This is a genomic window from Symbiobacterium turbinis, from assembly GCF_055383075.1.
In genome coordinates, this window is sequence record NZ_AP042433.1 from 2,176,923 (window position 1) to 2,196,137 (window position 19,215).

Genomic DNA, 19,215 nt, shown 5'->3' on the forward strand with positions numbered 1-19,215 from the left:
CCGAAGACCAACGGGCTGCGGTCGCCGCGAAGGCGACTGCAGCCCGTTCATCTCTGCGAGCAGACTCAGGGAGCGCACAGGTAGCCGTCTTCCGGGACGCCATCGCTGCACGGGGAAGCCACGCCCTCGAGCCACTGCGGAAAGCCCCGGTCGTCGGTCCGGGCCACCCGGGTCTCCCAGCGCTTGATCCCGTCCTCCCCGATCGTCACCGTCAGGACCCAGCTGGTGCGCGACGGCTCATCCAGCTCCGGGCCCACGTCCACAAAGTCGTCGAAGACGAAGTTGCCGAGGCTGTACGCGATCAGCCGGTCGTTGTAAATTTCCACCGGCTGGGTGACGTGCGGGTGCGTGCCCACCACCAAGTCGGCGCCGTTGTCGATGGCCACCCGGGCGATCTCGGCCTGGTCCTCCGCGTGCCAGAACGCGTAGTCGTAGCCCCAGTGCGGGTAGACCACCACGATGTCCGCCTGCTCCCGGGCCGCCCGCACATCCGCGGCCAGCTGGTCCAGCTCGATCCAGGCCAACCCCGGCGTGTCGGGCCCGGCCTCGTAGCTGCGCAGCTCGACGTTGTTGTAGCCGAGGATGGCGATCTTCAGGCCGTTCCGCTCCAGGATCAGCGGCTGGTGGGCTTCGGCGAAGTTCATGCCGCCCCCGAAGTAGGGCACACCGTGCTCCTTCAGGATCTGAAGCTGCTCGGCGAAGGCCTCCTTACCGAAGTCGCCGGAGTGGTTGTTGGCCACCGAGACGGCATCGATGTACCGGGCCAGCACGGGCACCACCTGGGGATCGCAGCGGAAATTCCACCACTTGGGAACCGGTTCGCCCACCGTCGACACAACGCACTCCAGGTTGCCGATGGTCAGGTCGGCCGCGGTCAGCACGTCGGCCACGCCGGCGAACGGATCCTCCCCTCTGGCCAGGTGCTCACCCGGCAGCCGGGTCAGCATGATGTCGCCGACGAAGGTGATCGTCACCTCCCGGGGCTCCTGCTCCACGGCGCCGCCGTTGGCGCCGCCCGGCCCGGTCCCGGGCTCCGCTCCCGGCAGTTGGCCGGGTTCCTCCCCCGGCTGTTCAGGTGCGCCCCCGCCCCCGCTCCCCTGCGGCACCTCCAAACCCGTTTCGTCCGCGGGCGCGGGCCCGGGAACCGGCGCGTCGGGGCCGGCCGAAAGTGCGGTGCAGCCGGCCAGGAGGAGTATCAGCAAGGGGATGAACAGAAAACGCTTCACCATCATATCTCCTTATCTTAAACATAAGAATACTTTACGTGAGGTCACATCCGCTCTAGCCCTGTTTCGGCGGCCCGACACTTGCTTCCTGCCGCAATTCCTTTCCACTGCCTGGGACGGGCCGTTCAACGCGTGTTGGCGAGATCAGCAGCGCGTGTCCCGCGGCCGCATCCGGTCTGTTCGGGTTGCATGTGGGCGAGACCCGGCGCACCTCTCTCGCAGCCCGCATCTGTTCTATTAGACCGTATACCTTCCATTCGTCGTCGCGGTTAAATGGGAATCGAGTGGCCGGGGTTGCATACCCCTGCCTCTCAGCTTCGCTGCCCGTTCGCTATCACCGCTCCTTAGATATCACCACCGCCCCTTGGCTACCGCTGCCCCGGAGCCATCGCTGCCCCTTAGCTACCGCCGCCCCTGAGCCATCGCTGCCCACAGCGCCTGCGAATAGAGCGAATGGGCGGACAGGGATGGGGCCCCGGCATCCCGTCCGCCCATTCGGACGCTGGACGGCATGAAGCCAATGTGCTACGATACTGACCGATGGTACATAATACCGCTACACTTTAGTACTACTGAAAGGGGAGCGACCCGTGGCTTGGATGACCATCCTCGGCCTTGACTGGAAGGGCGGTCGGTTCGCCCACCCCCTGGACATTGTGGATGTGCCGCAGAAGCCCGGTGTGTTCAAGCTGCACGCCCGCCGCGAGAGCGGTGAATGGGAGGTCTTCTACGTGGGCCAGGCCGAGAACCTGTACAGCATGCTGCTGGCCTACCTGGGCACCATCGTGGAGGGCGATGCGCAGGCCGCGGGGATCAACGCGTGTGCCAAGGCCCGGATCGAGACGGATGAGGTGGCCTACTCCTACGCCGTGGTTGCCAACGAGACCGACCGGCAGGGATGCCTCCGCAGCCTGTACGAGTACTACCGGCCCGCCTGCAATTCCCCGGAGCAGATCCCGGCCGTCGACAACGTGGCGTGCAACCCGTACTGAAGCAACACGTCCAGCAAGACCCGAAAGGCCGCCGGCAGCGCTGCCGGCGGCCCAGCTTTATATCCCTTCCTGGTAAATTCGGGCAATGATGCCCTCGATCTCCGGCTCCTCCACCGTCAGGTCCCTGATCGCGCAGCGGGCCGAAACCCGGGCGATCAGCTCGCTGGCCGAGAGTTCGTCCCGGTTGAACCGGAGCCAGATGCGGCGGCCCTCCCGGCGCACCAGCTCGGCCCCCTCCACCGCGATATCCCCCTCGCACCCGTTGGGCTCCAGGTCCACCACCAGGGTCCGGTGCTTGCCAAAGCGCTCCTTGATCTGCGCGACCGGCCCGTCGTAGATCACCCGGCCGTGGTCGATGAGGATCATGCGGGCACAGATCTTCTCGATGTCCTGCATGTCGTGGGTGGTCAGGATCACCGTCACACCCCGCTCGCGGTTGATGGTCCGGATGAACTCCCGGATTCGCTCCTTCGCCACCACGTCCAGGCCGATGGTCGGTTCATCCAGGTAGACGATCTCCGGATCGTGCAGCAGGGCCGCCGCCAGGTCGGCGCGCATCCGCTGCCCCAGCGAAAGCTGGCGGACGGGGGTGTTCAAAAACTCATCCAGCCCCAGCAGGTCCCGGAAGAGCGCCATGTTCTGCTCGTACCGCTCCCTGGGCACCTTATAGATGTGCCGGAGGAGCTCAAACGACTCGATGGTGGGCAGGTCCCACCAGAGCTGCGTCCGCTGGCCGAAGACCACGCCGATCTGCCGGGCGTTCTCCACCCGCCGCTGATACGGCACGAGCCCCCGCACCCGCACCTCGCCGGCTGTGGGCACCAGAATGCCGGTCAGCATCTTGATGGTCGTCGACTTGCCCGCGCCGTTGGGCCCGATGTAGCCCACCAGCTCGCCCCGCTCGATGGTGAAGGAGACATCGTCGACGGCCACCCGGGTGTCGAACTCACGGGAGAAGAGCGTGCGCAACGCGGCAAACGGGCCTTCCTTGCGCCGGGCCACCTTGAACTCCTTGCGCAGTTCACTGACCTCGATCACTGCACCCACGTCAGATGCCACCTCTCCAGGATGGTTACCACACAAGTTTCGACGTTTCAGATGCAGCAGCAGATTCACGCGCGCGGAGGTACTCGCCGTACTGCCTGAGCAGCCGGCGCCGCTCCCGCCAGTCAGGACAGGCCCGCTCCACCAGGGCCCAGAACCGGGGGCTGTGGTTCAGCTCCCCCAGGTGGGCGATCTCGTGGATCAGCACGTACTCCAGCAGCTCGTGCGGGCCGCCCCGCAGCCGGTGGCTGATATTGATGTTGCGCGTGCGGCCGCTGCAGGAGCCCCAGCGGGACTCCTGTTTGCGAAACCGCACCTGGCCCATGGCGAAGCCGTAGTGGCGCTCGTTGATCTCCCGCGCCCAGCGGGCCAGCGCGGCGTCGTCCGCCACGGGGGAGGGGGTGAGCCCCATGAGCGGATCCGCGCCGACCAGGTGGAGCTGGCGCGCCCGCTCCAGGCGGGGCGTCAGCCGCCGGGTCAGCTCCTCGATGTGCCGGAGCTGCTCCGCCCGGGAGAGCCGGCTGGAGATGTAGAGCACGATCTCGCCGTCCTTGATGGTGCCCGACGAGTGCTTCTTATCCTTAAAGACGATCCGCACGGACACCCCTCCTGATGCGGGTTCGCGGCTAAGCAACATCCACCCGCGCGCAGAGATCCGCAAGCGGGCACTCGCCGCAGCGCGGCGCCCGCTTGCGGCAGAGCCGGCTGCCCAGCGTGTCGATCAGGGCGTGGTACTCGCCCCGCAGGGCGGCGTCTGCCGGTGTATGCGCGTGGAAAAAGGCCTGCATGTCGTGGTACCGAATGTCCGGGGAGAACAGCCCCAGGCGGGCGAAGATGCGGCGGGTGTAGGCGTCCATCGCCATCACCGGCCGGTCGGCGGCGTAGCACAGAATGCAGTCAGCCGTCTCCGGCCCGATGCCGCTGAGGGAGAGCAGTTCCGCCCGCAGATCGGGGGTCGGCCGGGCCAGCATCGCCGCCAGGTCGCCCCCGTACCGCTCCGAGACGTAAGCGGCAAAACCCTTCAGCCGCCCGGTCTTCTGCCGGAAGTAGCCGGCCGGGCGGATCAGCCGCTCCACCGCCTCCGCAGGCGCCGCGGCCATCGCCGCCACATCCAGCAGCCCGGCCTCCGCCAGCGCCCGCACCGCCTTCGCCGCGTTGCTCCAGGCCACGTTCTGCACCAGGATGGCGCCGGCGATCATCTCGAAAGGCTCCGCCCGGGCGGGCGCCGGCGCCAGGGCCGAGGGCCACCAGTGGCGCGGCCCGAACGCGCTCAGCAGCCGCCGGAAGAGCCCATCCAGCCAGGCGGCCCAGCCCTCAGCAGGCTCAGGTATCAGGAGCCGCGGGGGCCCCGCCCGATCCTGGCCGGGAGCGCGCCGCTCCTCACTCCGCGTCATGCTCTTCGATGGTCACCCGCTGGATGACCGGCGGATCGACCGGAGTCGAGGGGACGGGATCGATGGCGTTGCCCCGCTTCACCTCCACCGACTCCAGCTCGCTCAGCACGTCGCCGCCCTCGATCAGCTGGCCGAAGATCACGTAGTGCGGCTGCTGGTCGAGGCCGCCACAGGTCTCGCCGGTGCAGATGAAAAACTGGCTGCCGGCCGAGTTGGGCGCAGCGGTGCGGGCCATGGCCAGGGTGCCCCGCGTGTAGGCGCGGGTGACCGGATACTCATCCGGGATCGTGTACCCGGGCCCGCCCGTGCCGGTGCCCGTCGGGTCGCCGCCCTGAATCATGAAGTCCTTGATGATCCGGTGGAAGGTGACCCCGTCGTAGAAGCCCTCGCGGGACAGGAACACGAAGTTGTTGACCGTCTGCGGCACCTCGTCGGCGAAGAGCTCGAACTTCATGGTGCCCAGGCTGGTCTCCATCGTGGCGGTGTAGCGCCTGGCGGGATCGATGACCATCTCGGGAGGCTTGTCCCACTGCTTGAAGCCGTCCTGCCCGGCGTCGTCCTGCCCGGTATTGTCCTTCCCGGCCCCGTCCTGCTGACCCGCCGGGTTCTTGTACACATCCTGCGGCCCGCCTGCGCCGCCGCATCCCGCCAGCATGGTCAGGAGCAGGAGCGCCGCCGCGGCCGCCTTCCAGCCTCTGCTGTGCATCCGTCGTTCCCTCCAGTAGTCAGTGCGGTGTGCTCCCGAACAGGATAACCCGTCCCGCCGGGGCCGGGCAAGCCGGACTTGGTCCGCCCGGGGTCCACGCCTACTCCGGCCGCCAGCCGGGCAGGAAGACCCACTGAAACTCCTTCGCCCGGGTCCGCTTCGTCAGCTTCGACATGCAGTTCTCGCAGGCCGTGGCCGCGGTGCGGTAGCCCGGCATCCGCTCCTTTGACTGTACGATCAGCACCGGCTGACCGCACCAGGAGCACGCGCTCGATTCGTACGTGTAGCGGTCGAAGTCAGGCTCCACGCCGAACTTGCGGATCTCCGCGGCATCCATCATGCAGTTCACACCTCCGCAAAGCTTCTCCCCTGCCCAGAACATCCCTGTTATGTAGACTCCTCCAGCGCGCAGACTATCGCGGACCAGACTGCGCGATTGGGGGGAGTCTGCGCCGTGAGTCTGTCAACGGTGACCCACAGCCTCGGGCTTCCACCGGCCCCCAGCATCTTCGCCGGCAACGAGTGGGGCGCACAGAGCCCGGACGCACCCCTCCAGTTTTTTGACCTGCCGGCGCCGCCTGAGGGTGCGGCGCCCGACCCCGATGCCCTCTACGCCCCGCCGGGCGAGGAGCTCTATGACTACCAGGTGGACGGCGCCAACTTCCTGCTGGAGCATCCCGTGGCGCTGCTGGGGGATGAGATGGGGCTCGGCAAGTCGATTCAGGCCATCGCCGCCCTCCGGCTGCTCATCCGCCGGGGCGAGGTGGCGAGGGCCCTCATCCTCTGCCCCAAGACGCTCATCTTCGACTGGTATTACAAGCTGCGCCGGTGGGCCCCGGACCTGCGGGTGGTGCCGGTGGAGGGCCCCCGCCGGCGGCGGCAGTGGTACTGGCGCTGCCAGGTGCACGTGCACCTGGTCGGATACGAGAGCTGGCGCGAGGACCTGAAGGCCGGCCTGGCCGCTCCCGACGCCTACGACCTGATCGTGCTGGACGAGGTCCAGCGCATCAAGAACCCCAATACCGCCATCCACCGGGCCGTGGCCCAGGTGGCGGCCCAGCGGCGCTGGGGGCTCTCGGGCACGCCGCTGGAAAACCGGGTGGAGGAGCTTCTGGCCATCTTCGCCTACCTGAAGCCGGGCCTGCTGCCTGACCGGAAGGGCTGCCCGGTCGAGGAGATTCACCGGCGCATCGCGCCTTACGTCCTCCGCCGCCGCAAGGCGGACGTGCTCTGTCACCTGCCGCCCAAGGAGCACCGCACGGTCTGGCTGGAGCTGACCCCGGCCCAGCGCATGGCCTACGAGGCGGCTGAGCGCGCGGGCGTGATGGCCATCCGGCAGGCCGGCCACGCCGCCGCCCCCATGATCGCCCTGACCCTGCTCAACAAGCTGAAGCAGCTCTGCAACCTGGATCCCGCCACCGGGTCCTCCTGCAAGATGGCCTTCCTGGAGCAGGAGCTGGCTGCGCTCATCGAGCGCGGGGAGAAGGTGCTGATCTTCTCCCAGTACCCCAAGGTCACCCTGGAGCCGCTCCTTCCCCGGCTGGAGCCCTTCGGGGCCGTCCTGTTCGACGGGTCGCTCAGCGACTGGAACCGGCAGCTGATCGTCCACCACTTCCAGCACAAGGAGATGCCCCGGGTGCTGGCGATGTCGCTGAAAGCCGGGGGCGTGGGCATCACCCTCACCCGGGCCAACCACGTCTACCACCTGGACCACTGGTGGAACCCCACGGTTGCCCAGCAGGCCGAGGACCGCACCCACCGCATCGGCCAGCGGCGGCCGGTCTACGTCACCACCCTGCTCACCCGGGGCACCGTAGAGGAGCGCGTTGCCGAGCTGGTGGAGCAGAAGCGGGCCCTGTTCCACCAGGTGATGGATCCCCTGACGGAGATGAGCGAAGACCAGGAGCAGCAGTTCCTCCTGCAGCGGCTCACCCGCGAGGAGATCCTCTCGCTGTTCGGCGTGCACTGAAAGAGTCCGGAGCCACCGCGCGGCTCCGGACTCCGTTGCGCAGGCTAGGCGGGCTCGGCGGCCTCGCCGGCCTCAGGCTCCTCGTCCCCCGGCGGGAACTTGGCCAGCTCGGCCTCGGCCTGGTCCCGGTAGAGGAAGACAGCATCCCCCGTGCTGCCCACCCGGTGGACGGCCTTCTTCAGCCCCTCCCGCTCGAAGGGTTCCCGCTCGATGAGGTAGTAATACTTGGTACCGTTGGGATGGTTCATGACCCAGATCATCAAGTCTTTCTGGGTCAGTCCGCCCTTTGCCATGTCCCCGACCTCCTAATCTACGCTCATGGCAGACTATTCGGCGGGCAGGCGGCGAACCCCTCCTGCCGGGCCGGCGCACGGCGAAGGGTCAGGGCGCTCCCCTCCCGCCCTGACCCCCGGATCGCTACGGCGTCGCCATGTCGTCCAGCTGGTCGATCTCCATCTGGCCCCGGATCAGGTCGACCCTGGGCGGAGGGGCCTCCGGCCCGGTCACGGCGCCCTCCACCGGCACCTGGCGGGCCCTGGGGATGTTCATGGTGGACTCCCTCCTGCGGGTCGAGCCGCTGGGGCGGTCATCGCCGACGGGGGCCGCGCGGCCCAGCGGCCCTTCGATCCGCGCCCCGTAGAACACGCCTGGGCGAATCAGCCCAGGCCCCTCCTGGAACTGCTCCTCCTCCCGATCCATCCGCCTTCACCTCCCTCGATAGGATGCCCCTTCCAGCGAACGGCCTATGCGCATCCAGGGGCGGTGCGAAGCGATGCATCGACATCCGCAGGCTCCAGCGCGGCGCCGAGTCTGTGGGCCACCACCGAGCCCGTTCAGGGGAGGTGACCGAGTGCAGGCCTTCCGGCTGAACCGTGACAGTTGTGTTCCCGTCAAGCAGCAGCTGCAGGCCCAGATCCGGTACCAGATCGCCGCAGGGCTCCTCCATCCCGGCGACCAGCTGCCCTCGCTCCGGGACCTGGCTGCCGGGCTGGCCATCAACGTCAACACCGTGGCCCGGGCGGTGGAGGAGCTGGTCCGTGAGGGATACCTGACATCGCACCAGGGCAAGGGGATCTTCGTGGCCGATGACCCCCCGGGGCCGGCGCCGGGGGCCGCCCTGCGCTCCCTTCTGGCCGGCGTGCTGGCCACCGCTGATGACTGGGGCATGGACGCCGAGGAGCTGGCCCTGGATCTGCTCTCGCAGGCGCTGCTCGCCCGCGGTCCGCAGGCCGCCTCGGGCCGCGTGATCCTGGTGGGCACCGCCCGGGCGGACCTGCGGCGGCTGCAGCGGCAGCTGGAGTCGCAGCTGCCCGGCGCGCAGGTGGCCCCTGCCCTGCCGGAAGAGCTGGGCCAGATCCCGCCCTCCGCCCCCGTCGCCGCCACCCTGTTCCACGCGCCCGCCCTGCGGGACCGGCAGCCGGTGGTCCTGGCCGGACCCGATGCCCGGGCCGCGCTGCAGCGGCTCCAGGGCCTGCCTGCCGGATCCTGCGTTGCGGTGGCCGCAGCGGACCGGGTGCAGGCGGCGCGCGTCCAGCAGAGCCTGGAGCAGGGCGGCCTCGGCCACCTGCGCTTCCGCGCGGCCACGGACCCCGAGGGGCTCCTCCCCCTCCTGAGCGAGGCCGCCTGCCTGCTGGCGGCGCCCAGCGGCTACCCCCTGGCGGACGCCGCCCGGGCGGCCAGGCCGGACATCCCCTGCATCCGCGAGCCTCTGGTCACGCCCCCAGAGGCCGTGGCCAGCCTGCGCCGGGTCCTGGGCAGCCCGGCCCGCCCGCCACGCGTGGCGGTGCGCTCCTCCTGGGTGTAGATGCCGTTCGCAGGCGGCGTTCATCGGCCGCGTCCTGCATTTCACCACGTTTCTGCACTTCATCGGCTGCGTCCCGCATTTCATCACGTTTCGTACTACTCCGACCCCCTGTGCGGTATAATAGGCGGTAACGACAGCCGGTGGGGGTGATTGCGGGTGAGCCAGGCGACGATGAGCCCGGCGAAGATGCGCCAGGTCTACCTGGACATCCTCGAGCGGGCGGAAGATCCGATGGCCTTGCGTGTGGCCATCATCTGCTCCGATCAGTTTCCGGAGGCGCTGAAGGAGCAGGCGCGGCTGGCCCCCTCGCTGGAGGCCCTGCGGAGCTTGCTGGCCGAGCACCGCCGCCGGTTCGTTGCGGCAACACGCTGAGCCGGGCGAGGGGGAATCCCCGCCCGGCTCGGTCGTCCGTGCCCGGCCCGCGCTGGCGGCCGGCTTCCGGCGGTCGCTAGCTCAGGTTGTTCTTCAGCCGCGCCACCGTCTCTGCGTCCAGCTTCTTGATGACCGCCGCCAGCAGCTTGGCGGCGTTCTCCATGTCGTCCCGGTGGATCAGCCCCGCGTGGCTGTGGATGTACCGGGTGGCGAAGCCCACCACCAGGGAAGGTACGCCCCGGCCCTGGATGTGGATCCGCCCTGCGTCGGTGCCGCCCCCGGCCATGGCCTGGAACTGGATGGGGATCTCGAGCTCCTCGGCCGTGTCGATCACCAGGTCCCTCAGCCCCCGGTGAGGCACCATGGAGGCGTCGTAGACCATGATCAGCGGCCCCTCGCCCAGCTTGCCCTCGACCTGCCCGTCGCCGCCGGGAACGTCCGTCGCCAGGCCGACGTCCAGCGCAAACGCGATGTCGGGCTCGATGGTGTTGGCCATGGTGGTCGCGCCCCGCAGGCCGACCTCCTCCTGCACCGTACCCACCGCGTAGACCTCGTTGGGATGGTCCTGGCCCTTCAGCTCCTCCAGCACCATGATCGCCACGGCGCAGCCGGCCCGGTTGTCCCAGGCCTTGTTCATCAGGATCTTCGGGTTCGGCATCACGTGGAAGTCGCAGTGCGGCACAATCGGGTCGCCCGGCCGCACGCCCCACTCCTTGGCCTCATCCCGGGAGCTGGCGCCGATGTCGATGAACATATCCTTGATCTGGACGACCTTGTTCCGCTCTTCCTGGGTCAGGATGTGGGGCGGCTTCGAGCCGACCACACCCATCAGTTCGCCCTTGCGGGTCAGCACCTTCACCCGCTGGGCCAGCAGCACCTGGCTCCACCAACCGCCCACGGGCTGGAACTTCAGGAACCCCTTTTCCGTGATCTGGGTGACCATCCAGCCAACCTCGTCCAGGTGGCCGGCCAGCATGATGCGGGGGCCGCCCGCCTGTCCCTTCTTGATGCCGGCGATGGATCCCAGATTGTCGCTGATGATCTCGTCGCACAGCGGCTCCAGGTACTTGCGCATCACCTGCCGCACGGGCTCCTCAAAACCGGAGATCCCGCTCACGCTGGTGAGCTCCTCATACATTTTCAGACGTTGATCCACCAGTTGGGCCTCCCTCTTCATCGATATACTTGACGAGGCTTGTGGTTAATTCAACCATCTGTTGCGAATCCCCTGCCAACTCCCTAGGTCGAATAGGACTTTGGTCTATTGCCCCTCCCCTTCAGTACGCCTAATCTGGTCATAAGCAGGCCTTCTGGCCCTGCCACAGCTTAACACCGAGGGGGACCCGCCACCATGCTGTTGTCGTACCTCCGGGTATACTGCGACATCATCGAAACCCGCAGCTTCTCCAAGGCTGCTGCGCGCAATTTCATCTCGCAGCCCGCCGTGAGCCAGCAGGTGAAGGCCATGGAGGAGCACTTTCAGCAGCGGCTGATCGAGCGGTCGCCCCAGGGCATCTATCCGACGGAGGCCGGACGGATCTTCTACGAGGGCGCCCGCGAGATCGTGGAACGCTACGAGGCACTGGAGCAACAGATGGCGAACCTCAGCAAGACCGTCTCCGGGACCATCCGGGTGGCCACCGTCTATACTGTGGGCCTGCACGACCTGCCGCCATACATCAAGAAATTCATCCAGGCGTACCCCCAGGCCCGGATACACCTGGAGTACAGCCGTACCAACAAGATTTACGAGGCCGTGCGGCAGAACCAGGTGGACATCGGCATCGTCGCCTACCCCCAGGAAGGGCGGCAGATGGGCGTGATCCCGCTGCCCTCCGATGAGCTGGTGGTCATCGTCAGCCCCAACCATCCGCTGGCCCGGGAAGGCAAGCCGGTTGCGCTGCAGCAGTTGCACCGCATGCCCTTCATCGCCTTCGATCCCGACATCCCCACCCGGAAGGCCACCGACCGGGTGCTGAACGACCACGGTGTGGATGTGGATGTGATCCACGAGTTCGACAACGTCGAGACGATCAAGCGGTCGGTGGAGGCCGAACTGGGCGTTTCGATCATCCCCCGGCGGTGTGCCCGCTGGGAGGTCAAGTCCGGCTCGCTGGTCGCCCTGCCCATCGCCGACATGCGCATCGAGCGGCCGGTCGGGGTGATCTACAAGCGGGGCAAGAACTTCAGCAATACCCTGCAGAAGTTCATCGCCATCCTCACAGGGCGCGATGAGGAGGAAGACTGATCCGCAGCCAACGCCGAGCGCCGTTCTGAGCGATCAGCAACGGCGGCCAACAGCGACTAGAGGTGCCAAATTCAGCGGTGCTGCCCAATTGGGCGGCACCGCTGCGGTCATATATGCGCTTACACCTGCGAAGCTTTATACCATGAGAAAGTGAAAAACTCGAAGGGTAGCCCGTAACCTTCAGCGTCCAATCTCGTTAGTAAGGGCGAAAGCAGATAAAACGAAGCACAAGTCGACGCAGCTCGGGGCGGCTCTGGACAGTGTTGACGGGAGGGACTCTCTGGAATGCAATTGTTGACGGATGAGCAATTGGTGGAACGGGCACAGGAAGGCGATCGCTGCGCGCTGGGCGAGTTGATCGGCCGTTACGAGCAGCGCACCTATAATCTGGCCTATCGGTTAATGGGAAATCATGCCGATGCGTGCGACGCGGCCCAGGAGGCCCTGGTGCGCGTCTGCGTGCGGTTGCACAATTTCCGAGGCGACTCCCAGTTCTCCACCTGGCTCTACCGGGTGGTGACCAATACCTGCCTGGACGAACTGCGGCGCAGGGGGCGCACCCGCTGTACATCGCTGGACGAGGCGCTTCCCCTGGATGAGGGCTCCGTCCCCCGCCAGGCGGCAGACGACGCCGACGGCCCCGTGGAGTACGCGGAGCGCCACGAGGTGCAGGCCGCCGTGCAGCGGGCCATCATGCGGCTGCCGTACGACTACCGCGTCGTCGTGATCCTCCGCGATCTCCACGACCTGAGCTACCAGGAGATCGCCACCGCCCTGGGCACCACCCTGGGCACCATCAAGTCGCGGCTGCACAGGGCCCGGCAGGCGCTGCGCGGCATCATCGAGGATACCGAGGGCAAGCGGCTCGACATCGCCGGATAAGCGAAACTTTTGTTCGTATGATTCTTTCAGAAAAGTAACCCCTCGTTCGCTGTTCGTGGGGCAAATGAACATGTTAAACTGAAATTGCAAGGGGCGCAGGGGATGGCTCAGATTCCGAAGCCCGCCGATTCGAGATCGTTGGATCCCAGAATGGCGACCCGGCCCGGTAGAACCCGTTGTTCCGAAATCCTCTGGCGCTCCTTTTAGGTGCCCGGATGGTTGTTTAGGCAGGAACAGAGCAGGAGAGCCGGGCACCGCAACCCCCTGAAGGCGGAAGCCTCCAGGGGGTTGTTCGCGCGGGCAGGGATCGCGCCGACGCAACTCGAAGAGACTGGGGACTGCTCCCCGGCGGCGCAAAACGCCCGGGCTTTCGGCCCCAGGCGGGTTGTCCCACTCCCAGGCGGGTTATCCCGCTCCCAGGCGGGTTATCCCGCTCCCAGGCGGGTTATCCGGCTCCCACGCGGGCTATTCAAAGGTCCCAGGCTGATCGTAGGTCCCGGGCTGGTCGTACTTCTCGGCCTCGAAGTTCTCGGGCAGCCAGCCCGGCCCCTCGGTCCGGGGCCTGGTTCCCGTCGCATGTGCCGATACCTGAGGCGCCCCGTCCGCACTGGCGGTGCCGTCGGCGTCCGCGGTAGCGGCCGCGTTTGCGGTCGCGCCAGCATTCGCGGTGGCATCGACATCCGCGATGGCGGTGGCGTCGGCATCCGCGGTGGCGTCGACGTTGGCGGTGGTGGTGGCGTCGGCATCCGCAGCTGGGCGGTCGCCATCCAGCGGCAGCGCGGTTTCGTTCTCGCCGGCCCGGGGTACGAAGAGGAACCAGGCAATCCCGAGTACAGCTAGGAAGAGCAAGAACCAGACCATCCTGACTTCCCCCCTGTCCCGCGTAGTCTGCCCCGCCCTGCCGAAATCCTTTCCGGAAAGGGTCGATCACCATTCATTCCATGCTTCTTGTTGACGGCGGTCTCCTGTTCCGTGCATTCTTTGCGCTTCCGCCCATGACGGACCCACGCGGACGTCCCGTGGGCGGCGTGTACGGCTTCATGAGCATGCTCCTGAGGCTGCTCGCGGCGGTGCGGCCCAGCCACCTGGCGGTGGCCACCGACGTTCCGATCGCAGAAAACCGGCGCACCGCTCTCTATCCGGAGTACAAAGCCAACCGGCCCGAATGCCCGCCCGACCTGGCGCCCCAGTTCGACCTGCTGCGCGAGGTCCTCACGGCGCTGAACATCACCGTTCTGGAAGCGCCGGGCTACGAGGCCGATGATCTTATGGGCACCATGGCCCGCAAGGCGGAAGAGTCAGGGATGGAGGTCACCCTGCTCACAGGCGACCGCGACGCCTTCCAGCTGCTCTCCGGTCGAACGACGGTGGAGTACGTGAAGCGGCTGAACCAGACCGTCACCTACGACGTCCCTCGCTTCGTCGAGGAATGGGGCATCCTCCCGTCCCAGGTGGCCGACCTGAAGGGCCTGGCAGGCGACGCCTCCGACAACATCCCCGGAATCCGTGGCATCGGGCCCAAGACGGCCATCAAGCTGCTGCAGCAGTACGACACACTGGAAGCGGTCCTCGCCCACGCCCACACCCAGTGCGGACGGCTCAGGGAAAGGCTGGAGGAAGGCCGGGAGATCGCCCTCCTCTCCAAGCAACTCGCCACCATCGACAGGCACGCCCCGGTCTCGTGCACCCCGGAGGACTGCGCTTTGCGACTGGACCCGGGCACCTGCGCTGCCGTCTTCGAGGAACTGCGCTTCCGCTCGCTGCTGGGCGCCCTTCAGCAGGCGCTGGCCTAAGGCCGGGGCACCCGGCGCCCCACCATCGCCGGCCCTTAAGCGCTGTTCTTGTTGCGTGTGGGTACCGCCCACGGCCATGCGGGAGAAGCAGAGCAGGACGAGCTCGCATGCCCACAAACTCCCCGGGGCAGGCAAACCTGTGCTCGGTCGCGGGCGCGCGGGAACAGACCGGTGCCGGCGGTGCCCCATCCGGTCAGCCAGCGCCAGGCGGCCATCGGCAGCATGCCTGCGCCTACCGGACCGACAGCATCACAGCGCCACAGGGCCAGGCCCACGTCGGCGCATCAGCACCCGTGGCCAGGCGCGGGCAGGCCTGCTTCACGGAGCACGTGGCAGCAGAGAGCAAGCGGCAGCAGGCCACCATCCCCGGCCGGCGCGACCTGGGCCGCTTCACTGCTCATGCGTCGGCACGCCAGGATCGGATCATATGTCGTGGACGCATCATGCGTGGGAGTCATGAGGGAATCGGGCGTGAGCATCGTGTATGAGCATCATGCGGTCGCCTTCAGCAGCTCCAGTTCCGGCAGATCGCGGTGGGTCCGCTGATTGCGGATCACCTTGCGCACAATGTCGCAATACCAGGCCATATAGTGCTCCAAGTATCGGGTGGCGATGCCGTTGAACTGGCGGAACCACCCGTACGCATATTCAGGCACAGCCGGGAGACCCGCCCAGTAGTCCTCCGCCTCCGTGTTCCCTTCATAGAGCAGGCCGAGGGCCCGGGATGCGTCCCGAAACCGGAGGTTGCTCTGCTGGCAGGCGACTTTGAAGTGCCGCTGTTCGTATGCGTAGACCACCGAATCCGGCCGGACCAGGGCTTTCAGCCCCATCGCCAGCCGCTCCGGGGTGACGCGCCCCTGCCCGAGATCGAACAGCCGATATCCGTCTTCATTCTGGGCCACCATGATGACGCTGGGCCGCCCGTCGGTCAGCAGGCGGAATCGCTGACCCGTTCGAGTAGGATCCAGAACCCTCCTGCGCAGCCAGTTGAAATAGCCCCAGCTTCCCGGCCCGTTGCAGGTGCGACTGCCCTTTTCGGAATAACGAATGACGAAGTAACCCACGCAGACACGGCCTTCCAGTTGGGGGCGCGGCTGCTGAGCCAGCGCGGCCAGGGCGCGGTGGCGCCATCGGAAGGCGGTAGATAAGCTCACCTTCAGCCGAGCCGCCATCTTGCGCAGCGGCAGGTAATCGGTTAGCAGGTGCACCATCTCGTTCCATTCCTTCCGCTTGCGCAGCCGGCAGGCCGGAGTCCCCGTAGCCTCACTGAACGTCCGGCCACATGCACGGCACAGGTATCGTTTCAGGCAGGTGCCGTCCCGGCGCTTGTAGGAACCGTGCCCCTGCACGGCGGTAGCCTGACAGTGATGACAGGTTGCAGGCCGAGTCACGCTGCCGCTCATGGGTTTCCACGACCCCTCCCGCGTTCGGTTTCTGTTCCCATCTTACCCGAACTTAGGTTTGCTGTCAATCTTTTCCGTTAACTCGGCAGGTGCAGCTGGGCCGGCTGCCCTGGAAAACTGTCAGTCAGCCCAGGGGTCCCGTGGTCCGGCACGGCCCGTGGTCTCGGCGATCCCGCCACGCCCCTTCGTCCCACCGTCACCCACACATAATGCGAACAGCGCGCGTAAGGTCCGGCCGTGCCCCCCCATGGGCCTCCCTGGTCCTCTCGCCAGCAGGCCCCGCGGCCCCGGCGGCCACCCACACATAATGCGAACAGCACGTAAGGTCCGGCCGTTCCCCCCCATGGGCCTCCCCGGTCCCCTCGCCCGCAGGCCCGCGGCCCCGGCGGACCCACACATAATGCGAACAGCACGTAAGGTCCGGCCGTTCCCCCCCATGGGCCTCCCCGGTCCCCTCACCGACAGGCCTCTCGGCCCCGGCGGTCACCCACACATCATGCGAACAGCGCGCAAGGACCGGAGCCCTCCCCCCCATGGGTGGCTCCGGTCCTCCCATATCTAAGCAACTTTATACGTTAGCTTTCACGGCTTCCTTATACAGGCACCGGTCCTGCACCGTCAGCAGGCCCATCCTCTCTGCCTCGGCGACCGCCTGGTCGTTGACCACGCCTTCCTGCATCCACAGCACCTTCGGCTTCACGGTCATCTCGGCGATCTCCCGCACTACATCCAGGGCGTACTGCGGCGCGCGGAAGACCTGCACCACGTCGACCGGGAACGGGATCTCCGTCAGCGAGGCGTACACCTTCTCGCCCAGAATCTCGCCGCCCTTGGGGTTGACCGGCACGATGCGGTAGCCGCGGCGCTGCATCTCCTGGCTCACGTGGTAGCTCGGGCGCGCGGGGTTGTCGGAAAGCCCCACCACCGCCAGCACCTTCGGGCCGTTCAGCACCCACGCGATCGTATTCGGATCATTCGCCGCCACGCCAATCGCCCTCCCTTTCATACATCTCACATTTGAGACGTACACACAGCGGTGAAAGGGATGGTTCCTGGCGGCCGAGCAAGCTCACGCACCCGCCATGGCCCGCTCCAGCGCCTGCTCCAGGTCGGCGATCAGATCCGACACCGCCTCGAAGCCCACCGAAACCCGAATCAGATCATCACCCACGCCTGCGGCCTCCCGCTGGGCCGGCGTCAGCTGGCTGTGGGTCGTGGAGGCAGGGTGAATCACCAGCGACCGGGCGTCCCCGACGTTGGCCACGTGGGAGAAGAGCCGCACCGAGTCGATGAAGCGCGCGCCCGCCTGCAGGCCGCCCTTCAGCCCGAAGACCAGCATGCCACCGTAGCCCCCGCTCAGGTAGCGCCGCGCCAGGGCATGGTCCGGATGGCTGGGCAGGCCGGGGTACCGCACCCAGGCCACCGCCGGGTGCTCCGCGAGGTACCGGGCGATCTCCATGGCGTTCTCGCTGATGGCCCGCATGCGCAGGGCAAGGGTGTCGAGGCCCAGGAGCAGCAGGAAGGAGTTGAACGGCGACTGGCAGCCGCCCAGATCGCGCAGCATCTGGGCGCGCACCTTGGTGATGAAGCCGGCGCGGCCGAAGTCGACGGCGTAGCGCACGCCGTGGTAGGACGGGTCCGGCTCGGTGAACCCGGGGAAGCGGGGCGAGTTCCAGTCGAAGTTGCCTGAATCCACCACCACACCGCCCATCGCCACGCCGTGGCCCCCGAGCCACTTGGTGGCCGAATGGATGACCAGGTCGGCCCCGTGCTCGAAGGGCCGACAGAGGATCGGCGTCGCGAAGGTGTTGTCGATGACCAGCGGCAGCCCGTGCTCGTGCGCGATCGCGGCCACCCCGGCGATGTCGAACAAGTCCAGCCGGGGGTTGCCGATCACCTCGCCGAAGATCAGGCGGGTCCGGGGGGTGATGGCCCGCCGGAATCCCTCCAGGTCGCCCGCCTCCACAAACCGGGCGGTGATGCCCCACTTGGGGAGGGTGGTCGCGAACAGGTTGTACGTGCCCCCGTAGAGGCTGGAGGAGGTGACGATCTCATCGCCGGCGTTGCAGATCGCCATCACGGTGGCCACCAGCGCGGCGTGACCGGAGGCGAAGGCCACGGCGCCCACCCCGCCCTCCAGCGCCGCGATGCGCGCCTCGAACGCCGCGGTGGTGGGGTTGTTGATGCGGGTGTAGATGTTGCCCTCCGCCTCCAGCGAGAAGAGCTGCCGCGCATGCTCGGTCGACTGGAAGGCATAGGCAGTGGTCTGGTAGATGGGCACCGCCTGGGCACCCGTCACGGGATCGGCCTCGCAGCCGGCGTGAATCGCCAGGGTCTCCGGCCGGTACCTGCGGTCAGACATCGTCGTCAACCTCCATCTCCTGCATGATCTCCGGCGGCAGCACCGGGCGTGCGCCCACCCGGGTCACCACCTCAGCCCCCAGCCGGTTCGCCCGCAGCGCCGCCCGGTACGGATCGAGCCCCCGGCGGAGGCCGTCGATCAGGGCGGCGCCCCAGGCATCGCCGCTGCCTGTGCCGTCCACCGGCGGGGCCGAAGGCGCCACCGGGGGGACATAGGTTAGCTCCACCGCCGTGCCGGCGGTGCCTGCAGCCCCTGCACCCGTCTGAGCGGCCCCAGCACCCATCTGAGCGGCCCCGGCGCGCATCTGGGCCGGCCCGGCGCCATCGGGTACGGCCTGCGCCAGCAGCGCCCCCTCGGGCCCCAGTTTCACCGCCACCAACTCGGCACGGCGGGCCAGCTCGCGGGCGGCCGCCTCCACGTCGGCGCAGCCCGTGAGCGCCCGGGCCTCGTCCCGGTTGGGCATGAGCACCTTGATGCCCTCTGGCAGGTCCAGCCCGTGCCTGCGGATGAACCCGGCCGAGGAAGGGTCGAACGAGGTGGGCACCCCGGCCTCACGGGCCACCGTGAGAGCCCGGTCCAGGGCCCGGCGGGTCGCCTCCCAGAAGAAGGCGTAGCCGGTGGCGTGCAGCCAGCCGGCCGTGCGGATGCGCTCCTCGGGCAGGTCGCCGGGTCCGAAGAAGTGGTTCGCCCCCCGGGGCACCATCATGTGCCGCTGCACGCCATCGCTGAACAACACCAGGACCGCGGTGGGGTGGACCGGATCCGCCGCCGCGTGCACCTCGACGCCCTCCTCCCGCATGTCTGCCACCAGGGCCCGGCCCAGCAGGTCGTCGCCGACCCGGGTGGCAAAGCAGACGGGACTGCCGAGGCGGCGCGTCCAGACCGCAAAGTTGGCCGCCGACCCGCCGGGGGCGGAGCGCACCTCTCCCGGCGTGTCCGTGTCGGCTTCCAGGCCCGATTCCGCCGTGGCCACCACGTCCAGGACCAGGTCGCCGAAGGTGAACAGATGCCGCATGCCGT

At 67.7% G+C, this 19,215-nt stretch carries 21 protein-coding genes; 7 read left to right on the forward strand and 14 right to left on the reverse strand.

Going from position 1 to position 19,215, the window contains the following annotated elements:
* Positions 1-65: 65 nt before the first annotated feature.
* Positions 66-1,226, reverse strand: coding sequence for a CapA family protein (locus ACZ45O_RS10375; protein WP_464852790.1), 1,161 nt, complete (start codon positions 1,224-1,226; stop codon positions 66-68).
* A gap of 590 nt (positions 1,227-1,816) precedes the next feature.
* Between ACZ45O_RS10375 and ACZ45O_RS10380 the strand changes: the two genes are divergently transcribed.
* On the forward strand, positions 1,817-2,218 hold the full coding sequence (locus ACZ45O_RS10380) for a GIY-YIG nuclease family protein (RefSeq protein ID WP_464852792.1): 402 nt from the start codon (positions 1,817-1,819) through the stop codon (positions 2,216-2,218).
* A gap of 57 nt (positions 2,219-2,275) precedes the next feature.
* Here the strand turns inward: ACZ45O_RS10380 and ACZ45O_RS10385 are convergent, their stop codons facing one another.
* The 5 genes from ACZ45O_RS10385 to ACZ45O_RS10405 all read right to left on the reverse strand — a co-directional run bounded on the left by ACZ45O_RS10385 (position 2,276) and on the right by ACZ45O_RS10405 (position 5,702).
* Complete coding sequence (locus ACZ45O_RS10385) at positions 2,276-3,265, reverse strand: ABC transporter ATP-binding protein (protein WP_464852793.1); 990 nt, start codon at positions 3,263-3,265, stop codon at positions 2,276-2,278.
* Between the two features lie 25 nt (positions 3,266-3,290).
* Complete coding sequence (locus tag ACZ45O_RS10390) at positions 3,291-3,860, reverse strand: M48 metallopeptidase family protein (RefSeq protein WP_464852795.1); 570 nt, start codon at positions 3,858-3,860, stop codon at positions 3,291-3,293.
* A gap of 28 nt (positions 3,861-3,888) precedes the next feature.
* Positions 3,889-4,656, reverse strand: coding sequence for an endonuclease III domain-containing protein (locus ACZ45O_RS10395; RefSeq protein ID WP_464852797.1), 768 nt, complete (start codon positions 4,654-4,656; stop codon positions 3,889-3,891).
* Entirely contained in the window at positions 4,643-5,362 is a 720-nt protein-coding gene (locus ACZ45O_RS10400) for a peptidylprolyl isomerase (RefSeq protein WP_464852799.1), read from the reverse strand. The genes ACZ45O_RS10395 and ACZ45O_RS10400 overlap by 14 nt, the downstream gene beginning before the upstream one ends.
* A gap of 100 nt (positions 5,363-5,462) precedes the next feature.
* Positions 5,463-5,702 (reverse strand): hypothetical protein, encoded by a 240-nt coding sequence (locus ACZ45O_RS10405; RefSeq protein WP_464852801.1) that lies wholly within the window; start codon positions 5,700-5,702, stop codon positions 5,463-5,465.
* 114 nt (positions 5,703-5,816) lie between these two features.
* On the opposite strand from ACZ45O_RS10405, the gene ACZ45O_RS10410 reads away from it, so the two are divergent.
* Entirely contained in the window at positions 5,817-7,331 is a 1,515-nt protein-coding gene (locus tag ACZ45O_RS10410) for a DEAD/DEAH box helicase (protein WP_464852803.1), read from the forward strand.
* A 44-nt stretch (positions 7,332-7,375) separates the two neighbouring features.
* Here the strand turns inward: ACZ45O_RS10410 and ACZ45O_RS10415 are convergent, their stop codons facing one another.
* On the reverse strand, positions 7,376-7,624 hold the full coding sequence (locus tag ACZ45O_RS10415) for a hypothetical protein (protein ID WP_464852805.1): 249 nt from the start codon (positions 7,622-7,624) through the stop codon (positions 7,376-7,378).
* Positions 7,625-7,748: 124 nt separating this feature from the next.
* Positions 7,749-8,030: a hypothetical protein gene (locus tag ACZ45O_RS10420; protein ID WP_464852807.1), complete on the reverse strand. Its 282-nt coding sequence runs from the start codon at positions 8,028-8,030 to the stop codon at positions 7,749-7,751.
* A 151-nt stretch (positions 8,031-8,181) separates the two neighbouring features.
* Here ACZ45O_RS10420 and ACZ45O_RS10425 point away from each other — a divergent pair, with 151 nt between their 5' ends.
* A complete protein-coding gene (locus ACZ45O_RS10425; RefSeq protein ID WP_464852809.1) occupies positions 8,182-9,135 on the forward strand; it encodes a GntR family transcriptional regulator in 954 nt (317 codons plus the stop codon).
* Between the two features lie 156 nt (positions 9,136-9,291).
* Positions 9,292-9,507 (forward strand): hypothetical protein, encoded by a 216-nt coding sequence (locus ACZ45O_RS10430; RefSeq protein ID WP_464852811.1) that lies wholly within the window; start codon positions 9,292-9,294, stop codon positions 9,505-9,507.
* 76 nt (positions 9,508-9,583) lie between these two features.
* Here the strand turns inward: ACZ45O_RS10430 and ACZ45O_RS10435 are convergent, their stop codons facing one another.
* Positions 9,584-10,663, reverse strand: coding sequence for a M42 family metallopeptidase (locus tag ACZ45O_RS10435; protein WP_464852813.1), 1,080 nt, complete (start codon positions 10,661-10,663; stop codon positions 9,584-9,586).
* Between the two features lie 195 nt (positions 10,664-10,858).
* Here ACZ45O_RS10435 and ACZ45O_RS10440 point away from each other — a divergent pair, with 195 nt between their 5' ends.
* Positions 10,859-11,755, forward strand: a complete 897-nt coding sequence (locus ACZ45O_RS10440) for a LysR family transcriptional regulator (RefSeq protein ID WP_464852814.1) — start codon at positions 10,859-10,861, stop codon at positions 11,753-11,755.
* Positions 11,756-12,040: 285 nt separating this feature from the next.
* Positions 12,041-12,637, forward strand: coding sequence for a sigma-70 family RNA polymerase sigma factor (locus tag ACZ45O_RS10445; protein ID WP_464852815.1), 597 nt, complete (start codon positions 12,041-12,043; stop codon positions 12,635-12,637).
* A 465-nt stretch (positions 12,638-13,102) separates the two neighbouring features.
* Here ACZ45O_RS10445 and ACZ45O_RS10450 read toward each other — a convergent pair whose 3' ends face one another.
* Positions 13,103-13,498: a hypothetical protein gene (locus tag ACZ45O_RS10450; protein ID WP_464852816.1), complete on the reverse strand. Its 396-nt coding sequence runs from the start codon at positions 13,496-13,498 to the stop codon at positions 13,103-13,105.
* An 80-nt stretch (positions 13,499-13,578) separates the two neighbouring features.
* On the opposite strand from ACZ45O_RS10450, the gene ACZ45O_RS10455 reads away from it, so the two are divergent.
* The gene (locus tag ACZ45O_RS10455) at positions 13,579-14,430 is read left to right on the forward strand and encodes a 5'-3' exonuclease (RefSeq protein ID WP_464852817.1); all 852 of its coding nucleotides are present in this window, start codon (positions 13,579-13,581) and stop codon (positions 14,428-14,430) included.
* A gap of 491 nt (positions 14,431-14,921) precedes the next feature.
* Here ACZ45O_RS10455 and ACZ45O_RS10460 read toward each other — a convergent pair whose 3' ends face one another.
* The 4 genes from ACZ45O_RS10460 to ACZ45O_RS10475 form a co-directional block, all read right to left on the reverse strand.
* Positions 14,922-15,779, reverse strand: coding sequence for a hypothetical protein (locus tag ACZ45O_RS10460; RefSeq protein ID WP_464852818.1), 858 nt, complete (start codon positions 15,777-15,779; stop codon positions 14,922-14,924).
* 622 nt (positions 15,780-16,401) lie between these two features.
* Positions 16,402-16,818, reverse strand: a complete 417-nt coding sequence (locus ACZ45O_RS10465) for a CoA-binding protein (protein ID WP_464852819.1) — start codon at positions 16,816-16,818, stop codon at positions 16,402-16,404.
* A gap of 84 nt (positions 16,819-16,902) precedes the next feature.
* Entirely contained in the window at positions 16,903-18,195 is a 1,293-nt protein-coding gene (locus tag ACZ45O_RS10470; protein WP_464852821.1) for an O-acetylhomoserine aminocarboxypropyltransferase/cysteine synthase family protein, read from the reverse strand.
* Positions 18,188-19,210 carry a carbohydrate kinase family protein gene (locus ACZ45O_RS10475; protein WP_464852823.1) on the reverse strand — a complete coding sequence of 341 codons (1,023 nt, stop codon included), beginning with the start codon at positions 19,208-19,210 and terminating at the stop codon, positions 18,188-18,190. Before ACZ45O_RS10475 ends, ACZ45O_RS10470 begins: the two co-directional genes overlap by 8 nt.
* Positions 19,211-19,215 lie beyond the last annotated feature (5 nt).

What these genes read in the sequence shown, in the direction of transcription:
- ACZ45O_RS10405 (WP_464852801.1), bottom strand. Translation starts at nt 5,702, where the DNA reads ATGATGGATGCCGCGGAGATCCGCAAGTTCGGCGTGGAGCCTGACTTC.
- ACZ45O_RS10400 (WP_464852799.1), bottom strand. Translation starts at nt 5,362, where the DNA reads ATGCACAGCAGAGGCTGGAAGGCGGCCGCGGCGGCGCTCCTGCTCCTG.
- ACZ45O_RS10415 (WP_464852805.1), bottom strand. Translation starts at nt 7,624, where the DNA reads ATGGCAAAGGGCGGACTGACCCAGAAAGACTTGATGATCTGGGTCATG.
- ACZ45O_RS10470 (WP_464852821.1), bottom strand. Translation starts at nt 18,195, where the DNA reads ATGTCTGACCGCAGGTACCGGCCGGAGACCCTGGCGATTCACGCCGGC.
- ACZ45O_RS10450 (WP_464852816.1), bottom strand. Translation starts at nt 13,498, where the DNA reads ATGGTCTGGTTCTTGCTCTTCCTAGCTGTACTCGGGATTGCCTGGTTC.
- ACZ45O_RS10475 (WP_464852823.1), bottom strand. Translation starts at nt 19,210, where the DNA reads ATGCGGCATCTGTTCACCTTCGGCGACCTGGTCCTGGACGTGGTGGCC.
- ACZ45O_RS10420 (WP_464852807.1), bottom strand. Translation starts at nt 8,030, where the DNA reads ATGGATCGGGAGGAGGAGCAGTTCCAGGAGGGGCCTGGGCTGATTCGC.
- ACZ45O_RS10455 (WP_464852817.1), top strand. Translation starts at nt 13,579, where the DNA reads ATGCTTCTTGTTGACGGCGGTCTCCTGTTCCGTGCATTCTTTGCGCTT.
- ACZ45O_RS10445 (WP_464852815.1), top strand. Translation starts at nt 12,041, where the DNA reads ATGCAATTGTTGACGGATGAGCAATTGGTGGAACGGGCACAGGAAGGC.
- ACZ45O_RS10395 (WP_464852797.1), bottom strand. Translation starts at nt 4,656, where the DNA reads ATGACGCGGAGTGAGGAGCGGCGCGCTCCCGGCCAGGATCGGGCGGGG.
- ACZ45O_RS10440 (WP_464852814.1), top strand. Translation starts at nt 10,859, where the DNA reads ATGCTGTTGTCGTACCTCCGGGTATACTGCGACATCATCGAAACCCGC.